Source organism: Cohnella sp. OV330, from assembly GCF_900112065.1.
Classification (GTDB): Bacteria; Bacillota; Bacilli; order Paenibacillales; family Paenibacillaceae; genus Cohnella.
The window spans coordinates 133,072-150,990 of the sequence record NZ_FOKE01000011.1; the positions used below are offsets into that span (position 1 = coordinate 133,072).

Below are 17,919 nucleotides of genomic sequence, written 5' to 3' on the forward strand. Positions count from 1 at the left end.
TGATACTCACGGCTCTACTGTAAACTATAGAGTAAACTCTAAGGCAAGCCGTCGATAAGGAGCGTCGCGCATGAAAATCCAGGAACTCGCCGACAGGATGGGATTATCGGTTCACACCATTCGTTATTACGAAAAGGAAGGGCTGCTGGACGAACGTCACGTCGAAAGGGATCAAAACAACTATCGCCATTATTCCGACGAAGCGATCGAACGTCTGACGCTGGTCAAAAGATTTCAAAGCGTCGGTTGTTCGCTAACGGAACTGAAACAAATCCTGCTGGGTCTGGATACGAACACGACGACCACGCAGCAGGGGATCGAGTGGGTCTTATCCAAAATCAAAGAAATCGAGCGCAAGAAGGAAGAATACGATCAAGTGCTGGCCACGCTTAACCGGATGCTGGAATACAAAGTCGCCTTGCAGAACGGTCCCGGAAAGGAGCATCGTTGACTCCGGCGGCGCTGGCCGTCGACGATCAGTCCCGTCCCGCCTCGTACAGCTTTTGCGCCACCATAGCCGGCCTTGTGCGCGAATCCGTCATGTGGTCCCCATCGCCGACGATCAGCCGGAACATACCGAGCCGCGTGGACATATGCGGATTCCAGCCGAAGCCCTCTCCTTGCGGCAATACGTTGTCTTGATAGAAATACACATAGCTTTTGGGTGTTGGCAGCGCATAGAACGCTTTAAGATCCAGCTTCTCGAAGAGCGGCATGGCCGGCTCCGGAGCGACGCTTGCGTAGATCCATTGGGCTACGTCCAAGGTAGCCGTATTCACGAACGAATCCCGGAACAGCGGGAACGGAAGCATAATCGTATCGTCCTTCGAGCTTGCCCTGAGCTGCTCGAAGCCTTGCCTCGTTTGGGGCGGCACCTCGTCCGCCAGCGATTCGCCGTCCTTCAATACGAAGGCGTCCCAAAAGACGAGACGCTTGATGCGCGCAGGTACCTGTTCGGCCGCCTTCTGAATGACCGTTCCGCCGAAGCTGTGCCCGACGAGAACGATATCCCGCAAGTTCAGCTTCGTTATAAAGTCGACGACAGACTTCGTGATCATCGCATGCGTGACCTTTTTGTTCGGATCTCCCCCGTGCCCGGCATATTCCGGCGTATAGACGACATGCCCGTTCCTGCGCAGCGCCGCCGCTATATCGTCCCAGAAGCGAGCGTCGGCCCAAGAGCCATGCACGAGCACGAAGGTAAGCCGCTGCTGTGCGGGAGGCCCGTTCCGATAGTCAAGACAGGGAAAGCGGACGGTTTCCGGGTAATAAGGATACATGCACAAACACCCTCTCGGATTAGCATTTATCAGCTTATGCCCAGTGCGAGAGAGAGGTACCGCTGCCCCAGCCGTAAACGGAGGTTGTCCGCTACTTTAATTCGAAGGCCATCAAGTCCCGGCCGACCGTAATCGGACCGGCGTAAATATCGCTCATTCCCTCGACGTACGCTTGCTCCGCCGCGGAATTCGCCTCCGGCGCCGGGATATGATGCGTCAGCACGAGATGCTTGACCCCCGCCCGCTGCGCGATCCGCGCCGCCTCAAGCGTCGTCGTATGATACTTGGCCGGGTTCGACAACGCCTTCTCGTGCTGCGGATATCGCGCGATCAAATCGTCCAGCCAAGGCTTGTTGTAAGCTTCGTGGACCAGCAGATCCGCTCCGGCCGCCTGCTTCTCCATGCTCGCCACGGGTATCGTATCGCCGGAGATTACGACCGTCTTGCCGTTATACTCGAACTTATAGGCGATGGCCGGATAGACCGGGCGATGGTCCACTTCGAAGGCGGTAATCCGGATGCCGTCTTTGTCGTAGACGACGCCTTCGTTGCACTCCGTATACTCGATTCGCGAGCCAGCTTCGTCCGACAGGTTATAGCTGATTCGGAGCTTGACGTCGAACTCGAAGGACTCCCGCATTTTGCCGATGATCGCCTTCGTCGTCTCCGGCCCGTACACCTGCATGGGCACCGAGCGGCCTTCAAAGACCCGTTCGGCGGTAATATGAGTGCGCCAGCTCGTGATGAACACGTCGAAAAATCCGCCGTTGTGATCGTAATGATGATGGGTGAACAAGACGTCGGATATCCGCTGAGGCATGACGCCCGCTTTGACCAGCTGGTCCACCGCGGCGCCCCCGCAATCGACGAGGAACGCCTTGTCTCCCGCAAGCACCGCGACGCCGGGCTTCGCTCGCCCGTAGAAGGCGCGGGGGGAACCCGTTCCGAGCAGAACGACGGTCAGGTTCGGGTGGTAGTCCGGGCGCAGATTCTCCTGCGGCTGAATATACGTCTCTGTCATCGCTGTCATCCTCTCTTCGTTCGTCTATTTGCCTTCCTGCGTCTCCTTCAGCAGCGACAGGTCGTACAGACCGGTCAGATCCAGGCCGTCCGCGCCGACGTCCTTGATGTAGCCCGCATCGACCGCGACCTGAGCCATGGCCTGCAAGGCGTCCTGGTCGATGTTCGTCGTGAGGCTGAGGTGCGATAGCGCAGCTTTGATGAGTTCGGCGTCCAAGCCCTTGCCGGTCAGTTCTTTCAGCTCGTCGCTGACCAGCGCATACGTGTCGTCCGGATGGCCCTGGATGAATTGGATGGCGTCCTCGTTGGCGAGGAGCACGGACTTCGCCAGATCCCGATGCGCCTTCAGGAAGCCGTCGCTTGCGACGATGATCGTGAGCGGATAGTTCCCCTTGTTGGGCGGAACCTGATCCCAGTCCACGGCGATCTCGCCGATGCCTTCGTTCGCGATCTGCGTGCCCCAAGGCTCAGGCAATAGCGCCGCGTCGACCTGGCCCTGCTTCATGGCCGTCAGCGTGTCCGCCGGCGCCATCGCGATGATCTGCACCCCGCTCTTGTCCGTCGTCACCTTCATGCCCTGCTCCTGAAGCAGCAGGCGGAGCGAGATCTCGTTCGTGCTCCCCTTGGTCGGGACGGCGACCAGCTTGCCCGCCAAGTCCTTGACGCTCGTCACGCCGGCGCCCTTCCTCGCCACGAGCACGGCCCCGCCGTTGTTCGCGCCGGACACGATCTTGATGTTCTTGCTCCTGACGTATTGGTTGATGACCGGGCTTGGGCCCACATAACCGATATCGATCTCGCCTGTGGCCATCGCGGTCGAGAAGTCCGAGCCGTTGTTGAAGCCCTGTACTTCGATCTTCACGTTCGCGCCGAGACGGTCTTGCAGATAGCCCTTCTTAATCGAGACGAAAGCCGGCGCATGGGTCACGTTCTTAAGCAAGCCGATCTTCACCGTGACCGGATCGGCCGACTTGGCGTTTCCGTCGCTCCCCGTATCGGAAGCGCCGCAGGCGGACAGCAGCGTCAACGTCAGCATCAGCATGAGGACGATCAAAAAACGCGAATGAATTGCCTTTTTGAACATGGATGACTCCCCTTTTCTTAAATAAGTTTACGTCTTGGCCGTGTTCAGACCGTATTGAAGCAGGATCCGGTCCTCGATCCGCTTGAATACGAGGTGGTCGGAGATCGTGCCGAGGATCGCGATGACGAGCACGATGCAGAGCATGAGGGAAGTGTCGCCGAGACTGCGTCCTTCCTCCAGCAGTTGGCCCAGCCCGACGCCGCGCGCGATGAGCTCGCCGGAGACGAGCGCCCGCCAGGCGAACGCCCAAGCCATTCGCATGCCCGTGATGAGCTGCGGGATCGCGGCGGGGACCATCACCTGGTAGAAGAGCCGGAATCCGCGGCCCGTCCCGAACATCTGCGCCGACTTCAGATAGATCGGCGGGATGTTCTTGATCCCGCTCCGGCTCGCGATCGTCATCGTCCAAGTCGCCCCGATCGTCGTGATGAACACGACGGCGAAGTCGTTCAGCCCGAACCAGATGATCGCAAAAGGCAGCCAGGCAATGCTCGGTACCGTCTGCAGCGCGACGACGACAAAGCCGAACGTCTCGTCCAGCAGCCGGCTCCGGGCGAACAGGACGCCGAGCATGATGCCGATGACGCACGACAGGGCGAACGCAACGAGGATCCGCCTCAAGCTGCCAAGCGTCGCCGTGAGCAGCTGGCCGTCCGCCATCCCGTCGTAGAACGTCCGCATCGTCTGCAGCGCCGACGGGAAGCGCCAGCCCCAGTGCATCGTTCTATATGCCGTCTCCCAGATTATGAGCAGCAGAAGGAGAAAGAGGGCTTTTCTCCAAAGCGTAGTCATCGCCGTATTCCTCCTTCGCCACCTTTTCCAGTTCGGCGGCCAACGTATCCATGATCTGACTCTCGATATGGTGCAGCACGGAATCGCCGGGCTCCCGCGGCCGCGCCGCCTGTACGCGAAACTCCTTTTTGATCCGTCCCGGCCGGGTGGACATGACGAGCACCCGCTCCGACAGCGTGACCGCCTCCCGGATGTTATGCGTGATAAACAAAATCGTCTTGCGCGTGTTCAGCCAGATCTGCTCCAGCTCCTTGTGCAGCAGCAGCCTCGTCTGCTCGTCCAGCGCGGCGAACGGCTCGTCCATGAGCAGAATCTCCGGGTCCATGACGAGCGCCCGCGCGATCGCCACCCGCTGCTTCATCCCGCCCGACAGCTCATGGGGGTAGCGGTCCGCGAACTTGCCCAGATGCACGGTCCGGATCTGCTCCATGGCCCGCTCGCGGCGCTCCTTCTTCTTGATCCCCTTCTGCTTGAGACCGAATGCGACGTTCTCCAGCACGGTGAGCCAAGGGTACAGGGCGTGGTCCTGGAACACGACGATCCGGTCGGGCCCGGGAGCCGTGACGATCTTGCCGTTCGCTTCGACGCGGCCGCGATCCGCCCGCTCCAATCCCGCCACCAGATTCAGCAGCGTGGACTTGCCGCAGCCCGAAGGGCCGAGGATCGAGACGAACTCTCCCTTCCCGACCTCGAAGGCGATGTCATCCAATGCGGTGTAGCCTGCTCCGCCCCGCTGCGCGAACGTCTTGCCGACTCCTTCTAACCGGATCATGCTCCGCCACCCCCATGGCTTTTCGTATCGTTATAAACGCTGCCCGAAAGCATCCGTATCGAAAATAACGACCTGCTTTTTCTCATAGCGAATGATGCCTTCGTCCCGCCACCGGCCAAGCGTCTCGGTCACCGTCTGCCTGCTGCAGCCGATGACATAGGAGATTTCCTCATGGCTCAGCGGAAGCGTGACGACCGTCTCCCTCCCCGCGCGAACGCCGAGCTGCAGGAGCAGCTGCGCCAGCCGCCAGGCAACCGGCCGCGAGATGAGCGTCTCCACGTAGCGCTGCGTCTGCAGCAGCCGTCGGGCGTTGGCCACCGTTAACGCGTAGAGGGCATCCGGATGCTGCTTGAGAAGTTCGGTAAAGGAGGAGGACGGGATCGAGAGAATGCGGCTGTCCGTGATGCACCGGGCATATCGCTGCCTCTTCTGCCCCGTCAGCACCTCGGCCGCGCCGAATACCTCGCCCTTATGCCGCAGGAACAAGGTGATGCTCTGGCCCTCCTGCGCGAACTGCGAGATTTTCACCAACCCGTCCCGGACGAAGTAGATCTCCTGGCTGTCCTCCTCGCTCCTGAAGATAAAGGCGTTCTTCTTCACGTCCCGGGAAGCGCCGAATTCCTCGAAGAGCTTCGCTAGCGCGAGCTGCTCGGCTTCGCCGTTATCCGCCGCGGTTCCTTCCGAATAGGAAGAAGTCCCCTCTTGGTTCACCGTCATTGCGCCCCTCTCCGGCTGCTTCGCGAATTCATAGTTAGCTTATCGGTATTTATGATTATATTTATAGTTTAAAACAAAAACTGTCGGCTGGCCGACAAAATTGGAGATGGGTTGTGGTTTTTTTCTCGCAGAGGACACCGGAGACAAAAAAAGGTTGTCCCCAAGGCCTGTAAGGCCTTTGAGACAACCGTTATTCCATCAGCGTATGTGTTTTTACTCTATCAATCCGGTTAACTTCTCCCTAGTACGATCCCCGTTGCCCAGGCAACATCTAGGTTCAGAACATCGGCTTAACGACCATCAGCACGGTTACGGCCAGGGTCAGCAGTTGGACAGTCGTCTCCAAGGGCACGAGCTTCCGCATCGCTAGCCCGATATCGGCGGGTAATTCCTGACCTTGGCTTTTGGACGCGATTTGAGCGATCCGTTTGATGCGCGGCTCGATCAGTCCGCCAATCGTGACGGCTAAGACCAGCGATAATAAGATGGAGAGGTTCAGCCACATTTGAGTGAACCCCGCTTCGGCCATGACCATTAGCCAGATACCGGTCAACACGAGAACCGCGGCGCCGATTTTAGAAAACCAAGCAACCGTGGTCGTTGCATCGAAAACAAAGCGAAGCTGGGCGGCGGTTTTGGCCGATCTGCGGATAATAGGCATGAAAAAGGCCGAACCGATCACCGCGATCGCGGCGAATATATGCAAAACAAGCAGCGTGGCGAACATGCGATCAACTCCTTCCCCGATTAACGAACCGGCTCCTCGTTTCGATAAGCGAGACCCACCCTTTTTCCTTTATACGGCCCGGCGAGCTCCAGATGGTTCAGCATGCAGTTCGCGACATCCTCATAGGCGACGTCCAGTTCCTGAAGCCGGCTGAATAAGTGGCCCGCCAACTCGACCTCGGATAGCTCCCGTATCGTCTCGGAAAACGGTAAAGGCAAAACTTCCGTAGCGACATGCAGACGAACCTGCGCCGAATCGGCCATTGAATCGACCATCGTTCCCGGGCACATCACGGACCAATCCAGTCCGGTCCGCCGCAGCCGGTCCAAGTTGCGGTTGTGATATTGGAACGCCGGCGGAAAACCCGGCAGATCGTTGCCAATGCGATCGGTATGCGGAATACCGAGCAGCCCGGCCCCTCCCATCATCCATACGCGTCCCGAAAACTGAGGCTGACGCTCGCATTGGCTGACGATGCTGTCGACGATACGGACAAAATCCTCTCCCTGGCCCGCATGCCCGGCGGCGAGCACGGCAACGTCTTGATGCGCCAGCGCCGCAAAGACGCTCCCCGGATCCATCATATCCTGTACGATCACGTTTACTTGCTGGGCGATCCGTCCGTCTTGCTGCTCATGCAGCTTTTCAGGGTTGCGCACGAAGGCGGTCATTCGATGCCCCATTCGAACGCCTTGCGCAAGCACTCTTTTCCCCGTATTTCCCGTCGCTCCGAAAACAATGATCCTCATTGTCCGTCTCCCTCTTTCCTTAACTGATTTTCCCATCGAATTGACTCCAGCCTATCATGAGACATAAAATCTTGGTAAGAACCCACTTTTTTGTAGGGCACTTACTCGAAAGTAAGCATGGCTGAGGAGGGTTGGCATGGAAACGAACGCAGAGACAGCGGCGGAGAGGAAATGCCCCATCGAAACGGTGATTCATTTGTTGGGCGGGAAGTGGAAGCCATTGATCCTGTGGCACCTGCTGGATTCCACCAGACGATTCAGCGAGTTGGAGAAGCTGATTCCCGAAGTGACCCAGAAGATGCTCGCGCAGCACTTGAGGGAGCTGGAAGCCGACAAGCTGGTGACGCGGACGATTTATCCTTCGGTTCCTCCAAAAGTGGAGTACATGCTAAGCGATTATGGGAAAACGATGGTTCCGGTACTAGAAACGATGTGCGCGTGGGGGGAAAACCATAATCGGTTGAGCTCGAGGCCGACTGCCCAGGCCATAGCGAATGTTTAGCGTCACTCATAACGGCAAACTGAAGGACCCTCCTGTCGCAGGAGAGTCCTTTTTTAATGCCCCTTGATCCGTGCTTGGATTCAATCAGTATTGGCGCGCCGAATCGAACCAGCGCCGGGCCATCTCCTCGGCGATCGGCCGGCCGATCAGATGATCCGACTGGCTAAGCTGCCACACGGCTTCGCCCAGATCCTCCCGTTCGGTGGTTTCGATCCCTTTTAGCGTATTGAACCGCGCGGCGAAGGCGGTAATAATCGATTCGGCCTCGGCTAAGCTGCGGGCCTGCGTTAGATTGGCCTGCGCAAGGTCATAAGCTTCGTTAGCCAGCTTGGCTAGGCGCTTGGACCATGACGAGAACGGTCGTCCGAACTCGGTCGTCCACCACTCGGGCTTGCGCAATTGGCTCACGGAAGCATGTCCGGTCCACGGACGGGTTTTGGCGCGTATTTTGATCTCCTGCCTCAGACGCTTGCCCGCGGCTTCCTCCACATTGTAGGCGATAAAGCTGTCCAGCGACGCCCACGCTTGCAAGGACGGCAAATCCTCCAGTTCCGGCATGAAGCGCAGCTCCAGGCTCGTCAATCGGTTATGCCGAGCCAACAAGTTCATGTCGCAGAAATTCCCCCATAGTCGGAGCGAGACGAGGTTCGGGAATCGGCTCAGACACGCAAGCGAGATGGGCTGTCCCAGCGGCGCGTTCTGCAGCGCCAAGCTAGGTACTTGATGCAGCTCGCCTAGGTCGGGGAATAAGAAGGGTGGATCGCTCCTGCGCCTGCCGGTGTGCGGCGCTATCGTCAGAGAAGCCGGCATGTCGCCGGTGGCCGAGAAGCGCGACAGATCGCCGGACACGCTCAGATGGTTAAGCCCCTTCGGAAGCTTCAGGGTTAGCCGCCCGCCGTAAGGCTCTATTTGGATATGCAGGCCGTTCAGTTTGGACCGGCTCGCATCCACCTCCATGTCTGCAGGCAGTAGGGGCGTCCACGTCATCTCTTCGATGGGACGTCTTTGCGCCCAGTCGAAGAAGCCCGCGTCGCTTCCTGCATAGTGCAGATATCGCGGCCAGGGAGAGCCCGCCGGCGTCGAGAAGGTATCGAATACGGTCCAATCGATGCGCGCGTCGGGCGCGACGTGGAGATCCGCCTTCTTCCCCAAGTGCGACGGTCCGATCGATAGACTGCCTACGCCTCTCTCTAAGACAAGCGTGTGACTGCCCGGACCCGTCAAGTCGATGGAGTAACGGCCCTCTCCTCGGATCGAACCGGCAGGCGGTCGAGCATCGAGGCACATCCGCGGCACGGGTCCGCCTTCGGTCCCGGCAACCCCGACGACGACGAAGCCCGCCGATTCGTAAAAACCTAAAGCTAGCGGGTTGGCGGACACCTCGATGCGTAAGCCGCGACGCGCAATGTCGGCGACCAGCGCGCTCGCGACGCCTTGGCGCATCCAGTCGGGATCGGTGAACAGATCCTCGAGCTCGAGAAAGCCGTCGTCCGGACGCGCCGAGGCGAAGCCGACGACCCGCTCGCCGACGACGGCGACTCGCGCGAAGGGCAGCATCGCGTCGTCCCATACGAACCATTCGGGATGAGCGGCCATGAGATCGCTCCCGTCCTCATTGACGAGCGACGCGCGGAGAAATACGTCGCGCAGCGCATGGATATCCTCCGCGACCGCATTGCGAATGATCAAGTCAGCAGGCATCATATCGTTCCCCTAACATTTAAGTCTCTTTATACATCGGATCTCGGTGTCCTGCTCGACCGTGCTTTCGCTGTTTCAAATACCTTCCTTCCTTTTTACCATATAACGCGATACCATGCCGATTCATGAAATAAATCGAAGCTTATGTTGTCGGCAACATAATTTATGTTGACGGCAACATATCTGCATGCTATCTTAAGTACAGGAATATGTTGACGACCACATAAATGGAGGAAAAACAAATTTGAAGAACAGCGGCAACCATGACGATGCTATCGAGAATGAGATAAGCGCGGTCACCCGATTTCCCGTCAGCTTCTCGATCTTCAGCCTTGCGCGCTCCCATCATCGCGTAGCGGGGCAGCTGCTTCGGGAAGCAGGCTTATATCCGGGACAGGAACTCGTACTGATGCAGCTGTGGCACCGAGACGGCCAATCTCAGAACAGCCTCTCCAGATCGCTGCGCCTCGACCATTCGACCATCGCCAAGTCCGTTCGTCGACTGGAAGACGCGGGACTCGTCGCCTGCAGCCGCTCCGATGAGGATAAACGCGTCACCGTCGTATCGCTCACCCAGGCGGGGCGGGGCTACGAATCGAAAGTCAATCAAGCGTGGAGCAAGATCGACGAGATGACGATCGTGAATCTAAGCGATGAGGAACAAGCGCAATTCGTGGCGTTGGCCAAAAAAATCACGGCTGCGCTCGAGGATTAAACTACAAAATCAAGAGGAGAGATGAACATGTCTAACCAAACGATGCAAGCCATTCGGGTCCAGGAATACGGCGGTCCGGACGTTTTAAAGGTAGAAACGGTCGAGCGGCCGGAAGCGCAAGCGGACGAAGCGCTCGTTCGCATCGCGTACGCCGCGGTCATTCCGCTTGACTTCAAGATTCGCAACGGCTGGCTTCAAAGCGTTTTTCCCGTCACAATGCCCTACATTCCTGGATTCTACGCTTCAGGCGTGATCGAGGAGGTCGGAGCAGGCACGACGGACTTCAAGCCCGGCGACCGCGTATTCGGTATGATCAGAGGCGCTTATGCCGAATACGGCGTGGCAAAAGTCCAAGATCTGATGAAATTGCCCGAAGGCCTCGACTTCGAGGAGGCGGCGACGATTAAAGCAGGAGCGGAAGCCGCCTGGAAGGCGCTGTTCACGGAAGGCGAGCTCCAGCCCGGGCAAACGGTTCTCATTCATGCGGCGGCAGGCGGCGTCGGACAGTTTGCCGTTCAGCTGGCCAAGTGGAAGGGCGCGACCGTGGTCGCCACGGCTTCGACCGCTAACCTGGACTTCGTGAAGTCGCTCGGCGCGGATCAAGTCATCGATTATACGACGACCCGCTTCGAGGACGTCGTCAAGGAAGCGGACTTGGTCGTCGACTCGGTCGGCGGAGAGACGGAGACCAGGTCCTGGTCCGTGCTGAAAAAAGGCGGCATCTTCGTCTCCCTGACGCAGGATCCATCCGAGGAAAACGCCCGGAAGCATGGCGTCTCCACAAAATTCAACACCAAGTTCCCTACCCGCGAGGACTTGCAGCGCTTAATGGACCTGATGGCCGAAGACACGATTAAGGCGGAGATCGATTCCGTCTTCCCGTTAAGCCAGGCGAATCAGGCGCTGGAGAAAAGCGAAGCCAGACATGGACGGGGAAGAATTTTGCTGAAAGCCGGCGCCGTCTAACCGAGAAGCAACACGCAAGCGAATCTCGCTGCTGCGTGTTGTTTTTTATTCTTATACGGCCGGCTCCGGCACGAGCACGTCGATATGACGCGGCAAAATGTCGAGCGCAAGCGGCAGCGGCGGCCCTGCCTCGCCGTCCACGTTCGTGCCGACGGGGTTCGGAGAGCTCACGGACACGCTTTTGGCCGTGAAGTAGACCACGTCCTTATGATCCTGCAGATGGCCCCGCAGCAGCGACAGGCCCGCCGTAACCGTTCGGATGAAGCCCATATCCTTGACGATGAAGCCGTGGATGAGGCCGTCGTCGACGGCGGCGTCCGGCGCCAGCCGCTCGAAGCCGCCCACCGAGTTCGTCAGCGCGGCGATGAAGAGCGGCGACTCTCCCTCCCAGACCGCTCCGTCGTATCGGATGACGAGCGGATGCCCGGCGCGGCCCAGCAGATCCTTCGCGCCTTCCTTGAAGTAGGCCAGCGCGCCGAAGCGGGATTTGTCCTCCGACGTGACGGCCGACAGCGTCTCGGCGAGCGGGCCGGCGGCCACGACATTGGCGAACAGCCGCCCGTTCAACCGGCCGACGTCGACCCGGCGCGTCCTGGACGACGCGAGCGCGGCGATCGCGGCCTCCGGATCTAGCGGGATATGCAGCGCGCGGGCGAAGTCGTTCACCGTGCCGAGCGGGACGATGCCGAGCCGCGGCCGGTGCGCCTGCTTCTCGAATCCGTTGATCGTCTCGTGCAGCGTGCCGTCCCCGCCGATGGACACGACCAGCTCGCACCCTGTCTCGCATGCCTCCGCACAGAAGCGGGTCGCGTCGCGCTCCGCCTCCGTCTCCTTCACCAGCACCTCGTAGCCCTGGGCGCGCAGCAGCCCGGCGGCGTTCTCCACGAAGGAAGGCGCTTCTTCCTTCCCCGACGAAGGATTCATGATAATGGTCGCCTGCTTCATAAGCTCGTTCTCCCCTTTTCGATGACGCATGCCATACTTCTTCCGTATTTACCCGATCTCGAAGGGTCCATAAGCGATCGGTCGCCGCCCGCCAGGGGGAGACGCTCTCCGCTTTTCCTACTTCATCCAGAATCTAACAAGAAATAAATTGACAAAAAACTTTAAGCGTCGTCATAATGAAAATAGAATCGATAAATATCGGGGATTCTCTTCATTTAAGCAAATTTTATTGCAATTTTCTTGGTAGAGTAGGGGGATTGCTTTGACGAAAGTATCCTTGATCTCGGAATCTAAAAAGAGATGTGAAAAACTAGGTATTGATCCACGGGGAATGCCCACCTTTACTAACTTTTTATCGGAAGTCGATTTGAATCTAAAACGGGCCGAGTACGAAGAAATACTGTCCGTTATCGACTTTTTTGTCCATAGAATGTTAGAGCTCATGAAAGGGCTTCCACTTCTGATCCTTATTTCCGACGAGAACGGCTGCATTCTGGAAATGGCCGGGGATGAAGCGATCAAGAACGTGGTTCAGCAATCGGGCATTAAAGTCGGCCTCGTCTTCAACGAACACGAAGCGGGAACCAACAGCATTAATCTCGTTTTGGATCATCTTCAGCCCATCCAGCTTGTCGGCGACGAACATTATTATGAATTTTTAGGGTCCTCCGCCTGCTATTCCGTACCCTTCCAATATACAGACATCTCTAATTTGCTCGGCACCATCACGATCATGACGACGATCGATCAGCATAACCCCTTTTTACTGGCGATGCTATGCACGGTCGTAGATTCGATTGAAAGAGAACTGCTGCTGAAAAAGCAAAATAGGCGTTTGCATATATTGAACCAGGTGGTCATCGAGACCACAAGAAACGGCATCATCATCACGGACCGGGACGGGAACATCACCGAGTTCAACGAGTTTGCCGAGATTTTAACCGGTTCCAAGAAGCAGGACGTCATCAACGGGCCTATTCCGGATGCCAAAATAAACGACTTCATTAAAGAGGTCCTTCTAACCGGAAAAGACTACGAAGATATGGAATTCATGCTGTGTCCGCAGACGGGACAAGGCAATCTGGTCTGCCTGTTCGACGCCTTCCCTATTCTCGACGAGAATATGCAGGTCATGGGTGCATTTGCCCAGTTTAGAGACATTACGGAGCGCTATCATACGGAAAAGCAAATCAATTATTTAGCCTACCATGACGATTTGACCGGTTTGCCGAACCGGAGATTTTTCACCGGGCATATCGACGAATTGCTGAAAAACGGCGTGAACGAAGACAGCGTCTTTGCCGTCATGTTTCTCGATCTGGACAGCTTCAAGAAGATTAATGACACGTTGGGCCATAACAACGGGGACGCGTTGTTAAAGCTCGTTGCCGAGCGTCTGAAAACTTGCTGCCACGCATCGGATCAACTGGTGTCCAGGATGGGCGGGGACGAGTTCACGATCCTCTTGCAGGATATTACCGACCATACGGAAGCCATTCGCGTTGCGGAGCAAATCATCAAAGCATTCGAGAGACCCTTTGCGGTGGACGGCTACGAGTTCTACATCACGGCCAGCATCGGCATTGCCTTCTATCCGCAGGACGGGACGAATGTCGAGATGCTGATGAAAAACGCCGACATCGCCCTTTACCGGATGAAGGACGACGGAAAAAACAACTATAACGTGTTCAAGCCTAACCCGAACAGCGGCGGCATCGAGCGGCTGACCTTGGAGAATTCGATCCGCAAAGCGTTGCAACTGAATGAATTCGTGTTATATTACCAGCCCCAAATCGACATTCTGACAGGGGATATCATCGGTACCGAAGCGCTCGTTCGCTGGAATCACCCGACGCTCGGCTTGATCCCGCCGGCTAAGTTCATCCCGATCGCCGAAGAAACGGGACTCATCGTCCCGCTTGGGGAATGGGTGCTGAAAACCGCCTGTCTTCAAAATCAAGTATGGAGAGACAAAGGATTTGCGCCTATGAGCGTATCGGTCAATCTCTCTACTCGCCAATTTTCAAAGCATGATTTGGTCGAGACCATCGAAGAGATCTTGCTCGAGACCCGCATGGATCCCCAATACCTGGAGCTCGAGATTACCGAATCGATGACGATGAACGTGGATGTCGCGATCGAGGTGCTCGGAAAGCTGAAGGAGCTCGGCATCCATCTTTGCATCGACGACTTCGGGACGGGCTATAGCAACCTTTACTATTTAAAATTGTTTTCGATCGACCGGCTGAAGATCGACCGATCCTTTGTCAGGGACATCATGACGGATTCGAATGACGCGGACATCGTAGCTACGATCATCGCGATGGCCTATAAGCTGGGGATCGACGCGATCGCAGAAGGCGTAGAAACCAAGGATCAGCTCGATTTCCTGCGCAGCCAGAATTGTCATGAAGTACAAGGTTTCTATTATCACCAACCTTTACCTGCCGAACAACTCGAGCAACTGTTGATGAAAACGGCGGAAATCAAAACCAACTCGCAAAGGTGATTCGATGAAAAAGAGAGTGTATACCCTGTTGGTCGAGCATTTTAAAAATTGGGGAATTACTCACGTATTCGGCATCCCTGGAAAGTCCATTTCCCCGCTGATGCTGGAGCTCGAGAGCTATGGCATTGAATACGTGCTGGGGCGTCACGAGGCCGGCAGCGGATTTGAAGCGTCGGGCTATGCGCTGGCGAAAAAAACGATGGGGATCGCGATCGGCACTTCCGGACCGGGAGGCACGAATCTGATCACGGCAGCGGGGCAGGCCAAAGAGTTCCAGTTGCCTGTATTGTTCATCACCGGACAGCCGTCGATGCAGGAGACCGGACGCGCTTTGAGTCAAGACTCAAGCCAATTCGGGGCGGATTTGGTTAAGATGTTCGAGCCCGTCACCTTGTTCAGCGCCCGTATCGAGCGGGGGGATCTTCTTTACCTGTACTTGAAGCATGCTTTGGAAAAAGCCTACACGGGCGAAAAGGGTCCCGTTCATCTTTGCATCCCGTTCGATGTGCTGATGGAAGAAGTGGAGTCCTTCTACCTGCCTTTGCCGGACCACATTTCCCCTGTCGTATCGCGCGATATCGATAAAGCCGTAGCGCTGATCAACGATGCCAAAAGACCGGTCCTCTTCTTGGGCAAAGGCGCCGTCATGTCGGATACCTATCCCCAATTGCGGACGATTGCCGAGCACTGGGGCATTCCCGTCATGACCACGCCTGGCGGAAAAGGGGCATTTCCCACCAATCATCCCTTATACTTGGGCGGGTATGGTCTCGGCGGTTCCAAATACGCAACGGAATACATGAAGTCCGGCATTGACCTGATGATCGTCGTCGGCAGCAAATTGTGCGACATGTCGTTATCCGGATTTACGGCCGACATGGAGCCTGAAAAGGTTTTGCAGTTTGAGTATGACCTTAAATTCGCCGGCAAAACCATTCAAGTGCCGACGCAATTGATCCTTGGCGATATTCACTCCAACCTCACGCAACTCATTTTGCAAAGCGGAGCGGCGACCAAGGAGCACGAAGCGTTTGCATTCCGGGCAGAAGCGGCAGCCGCGGCGACCTCCGGCACGGAATCCGCGTTATCGGCGGGAACGGCGTTCAGGAGCTTGCGGTCCGTGCTTCCGAAGGACGCGGTCCTATTCGGGGATGCAGGGAGCCACTCCTTCCATGCCGTGCAAAATTTCGAAATTATCGAGCCCGGGACCTTCTTCTTCGATGAAGTGTTCATCGCCATGGGCGCGGCCATCGGCTATTCGATCGGGGCCAAGATCGCCATGCCCGACCGGCCTGTCGTCTGCGTGACCGGCGACGGCTGCATCATGATGCACGGCACCGAGATCTCGACGGCCGTTAACCATGGGATTCCGGTCATTTTCTTCGTACTGAATAACGGCCGTCTGGATATGGTGGAGAAGGGAATGTCCTATAACACGGGGCGCTCCGTCGGCGCCGTCTATGAGCGGCCGCTGGATGTCAGCTTGTTCGCCCAATCCATGGGCGCATTGGCATACCGCTGCGAAACAGGGACGGAAGTCGAGCGCGCGGTTCAGTCCGCCTTGCAGTCCAATACGGCAACGGTCATCGAGGTCATGGTGGATCCGCAAGAAATCCCGCCGATTCTGACCAGGCTGCTTAGCTTAGATTAAAGCTTACGGAGGACGCATATGGACACGAACCGTTACGATAAAGGAATCGAAGTTTTAAAAAAGATGGTCAGCGAAGAGACGTTGAACGCCACGGTTAAAAGAATGGAACAATTCAGTCCGGATATGGCCAAGCTGATCGTCGAGTTCCCTTACGGCTCGCTATATTCCCGGCCAGGTCTGGATTTAAAGCAAAGAAGCCTGCTTACCATTGCGGCTATGCTTGCTTCAGGCGCGGCGGCTCAACTCGATTTCCATATTCAAGGGGCCCTGAATGTCGGCCTTACGCCCGACGAGATTGTAGAGGCCGTCATGCACTGCGTCTCTTATGCGGGCTTCCCCAAGACGCTGGATGCCATGTTCGTGGTCATGAAGGTGTTTAACGAGCAGGGAATTACATACGGAGAAGGATGACGCTTAGGCGTCATTCTTTTTTTGTTGCCACGCGAGCGCTAACGATTTATACTAGATTCCATTCGTATAACCTCGCAGGCAGATGCAAGACACAGGGCGAGGGTTTCTACAGGAGCCTTAACTTCCTAACTACGAAGCCAGGAGACAAGCTTACCGCTTGTTTCAGGCGACGGGGTTAGGATTTTTTGCGTTCACTCGTTAGGACTCGAGGCAAGGACGATATACATTTTGAAAGGGAGTTATGGAAGCAATGAAGCATTACTTGGCCGTTCTCGCGGGTGCGATGAGCTACGGCATCTTATCGACGATCGTGGTTTTGGCATACGGGCGGGGCTATCGATTGGGCGAAGTCGTTGGCAGCCAGCTTGTAGCGGGCGTCATCCTATCGTGGTTGCTCGTCATCTATATCAGATTCACAAAGGGCCGCAAGGCACGCAAAACAGGACAAGAGCAAGGCGCGGCTGGCCTGAATCCGGTATCCCGGCGGCTCAGGTGGAAGCAGCGGCTGATTCTGATGATTGCGGGCACGCCCACAGTCATCACGGGGCTCGTGTATTATCAATCGCTGCGGTATATTCCGGCATCGCTCGCGATTATCCTCTTGTTCCAATTTACTTGGATAAGCGTACTGATTCAGGCTCTGATCAAGCGCCAGCGACCCAATAGAGTGACGCTTCTTACGCTCTTCGTCCTGTTTGGCGGCACGCTGATCGCCGCGGGGTTCCTGGAGCAGGGGCTTAGCCGGATCAACGTCCGGGGCATTGCATTGGGCCTGATGTCGGCGGTCAGCTACTCGCTGTTCGTCCTGTTCAGCGGCAAGGTCGTACCGACGGCTCACCCCGCTTACCGAAGCGCTTGGATGGTGACCGGCGGCTTCATTCTGCTCTGTATCTTGTTCCCGCCGGCGTTCCTTTTTAACGGAATGATCTGGAGCCCGCTGCTTCTGATCGGTTTGCTGCTCGGCTTCTTCGGCGCATTCATCCCGCCCGTATTGTTCGTGTTCGGCGTCCCTCATATCGGCGGAGGGATGGCAGGAATCTTGGGGGCGGTCGAGCTTCCGGTGGCGGTGCTTATGTCCGCGACCGTGCTTCGCGAGCAAGTCAGCGGATGGCAGTGGTTGGGCGTGGCCGTCGTGCTTGTCGGCATCGCGCTGCCCGAATTGTACCGTTTTACGCAGGCGCGAAAGGCTCATAAATATGGGCGAATCGCCGCTTATGCCGACCGCTGATTTGGCTTTCTTGCTATCCCGCGCCATGCTTAATATAATTTCCATATCATACAAAGTTCCGATCGGAGGAATCATCGTGCCTAGAAAAAAAGTGCCTCGCTAAGCCCGTGCTCCACCTCTTTTCTTCTTCAGTCTTGCAACCTATGACTA

The 17,919-nt window shown here is 56.9% G+C and carries 18 protein-coding genes and 1 pseudogene; 8 read left to right on the forward strand and 11 right to left on the reverse strand.

What is annotated here, in order from left to right; translation table 11 throughout:
- Positions 1–70: 70 nt before the first annotated feature.
- Complete coding sequence (locus BM235_RS23720) at positions 71–451, forward strand: MerR family transcriptional regulator (protein ID WP_090116728.1); 381 nt, start codon at positions 71–73, stop codon at positions 449–451.
- 25 nt (positions 452–476) lie between these two features.
- On the opposite strand, the gene BM235_RS23725 is transcribed toward BM235_RS23720, so the two are convergent.
- The 8 genes from BM235_RS23725 to BM235_RS23760 form a co-directional block, all read right to left on the reverse strand.
- Complete coding sequence (locus tag BM235_RS23725; protein ID WP_090116729.1) at positions 477–1,280, reverse strand: alpha/beta fold hydrolase; 804 nt, start codon at positions 1,278–1,280, stop codon at positions 477–479.
- 91 nt (positions 1,281–1,371) lie between these two features.
- On the reverse strand, positions 1,372–2,301 hold the full coding sequence (locus BM235_RS23730; RefSeq protein ID WP_255374558.1) for an MBL fold metallo-hydrolase: 930 nt from the start codon (positions 2,299–2,301) through the stop codon (positions 1,372–1,374).
- Between the two features lie 24 nt (positions 2,302–2,325).
- Complete coding sequence (locus BM235_RS23735) at positions 2,326–3,384, reverse strand: ABC transporter substrate-binding protein (RefSeq protein ID WP_090116731.1); 1,059 nt, start codon at positions 3,382–3,384, stop codon at positions 2,326–2,328.
- A 27-nt stretch (positions 3,385–3,411) separates the two neighbouring features.
- A complete protein-coding gene (locus tag BM235_RS23740) occupies positions 3,412–4,176 on the reverse strand; it encodes an ABC transporter permease (RefSeq protein ID WP_090116732.1) in 765 nt (254 codons plus the stop codon).
- On the reverse strand, positions 4,109–4,948 hold the full coding sequence (locus tag BM235_RS23745) for an ABC transporter ATP-binding protein (RefSeq protein WP_090116733.1): 840 nt from the start codon (positions 4,946–4,948) through the stop codon (positions 4,109–4,111). The genes BM235_RS23740 and BM235_RS23745 overlap by 68 nt, the downstream gene beginning before the upstream one ends.
- Positions 4,949–4,978: 30 nt before the next feature.
- Positions 4,979–5,665: a Crp/Fnr family transcriptional regulator gene (locus BM235_RS23750; RefSeq protein WP_090116734.1), complete on the reverse strand. Its 687-nt coding sequence runs from the start codon at positions 5,663–5,665 to the stop codon at positions 4,979–4,981.
- 277 nt (positions 5,666–5,942) lie between these two features.
- Positions 5,943–6,392, reverse strand: coding sequence for a DUF2269 family protein (locus tag BM235_RS23755; RefSeq protein WP_090116735.1), 450 nt, complete (start codon positions 6,390–6,392; stop codon positions 5,943–5,945).
- A gap of 20 nt (positions 6,393–6,412) precedes the next feature.
- Positions 6,413–7,141 carry an NAD(P)-dependent oxidoreductase gene (locus BM235_RS23760; protein ID WP_090116736.1) on the reverse strand — a complete coding sequence of 243 codons (729 nt, stop codon included), beginning with the start codon at positions 7,139–7,141 and terminating at the stop codon, positions 6,413–6,415.
- Between the two features lie 136 nt (positions 7,142–7,277).
- On the opposite strand from BM235_RS23760, the gene BM235_RS23765 reads away from it, so the two are divergent.
- Positions 7,278–7,643 carry a winged helix-turn-helix transcriptional regulator gene (locus BM235_RS23765; protein ID WP_090116737.1) on the forward strand — a complete coding sequence of 122 codons (366 nt, stop codon included), beginning with the start codon at positions 7,278–7,280 and terminating at the stop codon, positions 7,641–7,643.
- A gap of 84 nt (positions 7,644–7,727) precedes the next feature.
- Here BM235_RS23765 and BM235_RS23770 read toward each other — a convergent pair whose 3' ends face one another.
- On the reverse strand, positions 7,728–8,930 hold the full coding sequence (locus tag BM235_RS23770) for a hypothetical protein (RefSeq protein ID WP_255374574.1): 1,203 nt from the start codon (positions 8,928–8,930) through the stop codon (positions 7,728–7,730).
- A 24-nt stretch (positions 8,931–8,954) separates the two neighbouring features.
- A pseudogene (locus BM235_RS33005) lies at positions 8,955–9,347 on the reverse strand (N-acetyltransferase family protein); the annotation flags it as partial.
- Positions 9,348–9,588: 241 nt separating this feature from the next.
- Here BM235_RS33005 and BM235_RS23775 point away from each other — a divergent pair.
- The gene (locus BM235_RS23775; RefSeq protein WP_090116739.1) at positions 9,589–10,059 is read left to right on the forward strand and encodes a MarR family winged helix-turn-helix transcriptional regulator; all 471 of its coding nucleotides are present in this window, start codon (positions 9,589–9,591) and stop codon (positions 10,057–10,059) included.
- A gap of 27 nt (positions 10,060–10,086) precedes the next feature.
- Positions 10,087–11,025 carry an NADP-dependent oxidoreductase gene (locus tag BM235_RS23780; protein ID WP_090116740.1) on the forward strand — a complete coding sequence of 313 codons (939 nt, stop codon included), beginning with the start codon at positions 10,087–10,089 and terminating at the stop codon, positions 11,023–11,025.
- 51 nt (positions 11,026–11,076) lie between these two features.
- On the opposite strand, the gene BM235_RS23785 is transcribed toward BM235_RS23780, so the two are convergent.
- On the reverse strand, positions 11,077–11,970 hold the full coding sequence (locus tag BM235_RS23785; RefSeq protein ID WP_090116741.1) for a diacylglycerol/lipid kinase family protein: 894 nt from the start codon (positions 11,968–11,970) through the stop codon (positions 11,077–11,079).
- Positions 11,971–12,412: 442 nt separating this feature from the next.
- Here BM235_RS23785 and BM235_RS23790 point away from each other — a divergent pair, with 442 nt between their 5' ends.
- The 4 genes from BM235_RS23790 to BM235_RS23805 all read left to right on the forward strand — a co-directional run bounded on the left by BM235_RS23790 (position 12,413) and on the right by BM235_RS23805 (position 17,769).
- The gene (locus BM235_RS23790; RefSeq protein WP_255374559.1) at positions 12,413–14,479 is read left to right on the forward strand and encodes an EAL domain-containing protein; all 2,067 of its coding nucleotides are present in this window, start codon (positions 12,413–12,415) and stop codon (positions 14,477–14,479) included.
- Positions 14,480–14,483: 4 nt separating this feature from the next.
- Positions 14,484–16,130, forward strand: a complete 1,647-nt coding sequence (locus BM235_RS23795; protein ID WP_090116743.1) for a thiamine pyrophosphate-binding protein — start codon at positions 14,484–14,486, stop codon at positions 16,128–16,130.
- Between the two features lie 18 nt (positions 16,131–16,148).
- Positions 16,149–16,541 carry a carboxymuconolactone decarboxylase family protein gene (locus BM235_RS23800; RefSeq protein ID WP_090116744.1) on the forward strand — a complete coding sequence of 131 codons (393 nt, stop codon included), beginning with the start codon at positions 16,149–16,151 and terminating at the stop codon, positions 16,539–16,541.
- Between the two features lie 250 nt (positions 16,542–16,791).
- Positions 16,792–17,769 carry an EamA family transporter gene (locus tag BM235_RS23805; RefSeq protein ID WP_090116745.1) on the forward strand — a complete coding sequence of 326 codons (978 nt, stop codon included), beginning with the start codon at positions 16,792–16,794 and terminating at the stop codon, positions 17,767–17,769.
- Positions 17,770–17,919: the final 150 nt, after the last annotated feature.